Source organism: Streptomyces sp. PTL18 (genome assembly GCF_059510295.1).
In genome coordinates this window covers 1-857 of sequence record NZ_JCAJZO010000116.1, presented here as the reverse complement: position 1 = coordinate 857, position 857 = coordinate 1, and the positions used below count along the sequence as shown (strand labels likewise).

Sequence of the window (857 nt, the reverse complement as noted above, 5' to 3'; positions counted from 1 at the left end):
TCGGGTATGCCGGTCAGGAGGGCGCTGGGACGCACGCTGGTGTACGCCGGGGTGAACCGGGACCAGTCCACGTCCGCGACCACCACCACCGGCTCCCCACCGGACACTACCCGGCCCAGCGCCCGCACCGCACGCTCGGGTTCCAGCGCCACCAGACCCCGGCGCCGAAGTGCCTCCACGGCCTCCGCACCGGCCGCCATGCCGCCCCCGGCCCACGGACCCCACGCCACCGACGTACCCACAAGCCCCCGCGCACACCGCGACTCGATCAGACCGTCCAGGAACGCATTGGCCGCCGCATAACCGGCCTGACCACCACTACCCCACACCCCGGCAACCGAGGAGAACACCACGAACGCATCCAGCGCCCGCTCCCCCAACACCGCATCCAGGTGCACCGCACCGGCCACCTTGCCCGCCCACACCCCGGCAAGCTCCCCCGCCGACATCGCCTCCAGCGGCACGTTCACCACCGCACCGGCCGCATGCACCACCGCATCCACCGGATGCTCGGCCACAACAGCCTCCACCGCCGCACGATCGGCCACATCACAGGCGACGACCGTCACCCGCACACCGCACGCCCGGAGCTCCTCCCGCAACTCACCCGCACCCGGCGCGTCAACCCCCCGACGGCCCACCAGCACCAGATGCTCGGCACCCTGCTCAGCAGCCCACCGGGCCACACGGCCACCCAACGCACCCGTACCACCAGTGATCAGCACCGTGCCCCGCGGCCGCCACACCACCCCACCGGCCCCGGCAACCGGCACCCGCTCCAACCGACGCCCGAACACCCCCGACGCCCGCACCGCCACCTGATCCTCATCACCCACACCACCCAACACCGCCACCAG

General features: G+C 72.7%; 1 protein-coding gene. It reads right to left on the bottom strand.

All coding sequences use genetic code 11. The features are described 5' to 3' along the window. Positions 1–686, bottom strand: a 686-nt coding sequence (locus AC5WS8_RS39225; RefSeq protein ID WP_496108249.1) for an SDR family NAD(P)-dependent oxidoreductase, incomplete at its 3' end; no start/stop codon positions are given. Positions 687–857: the final 171 nt, after the last annotated feature.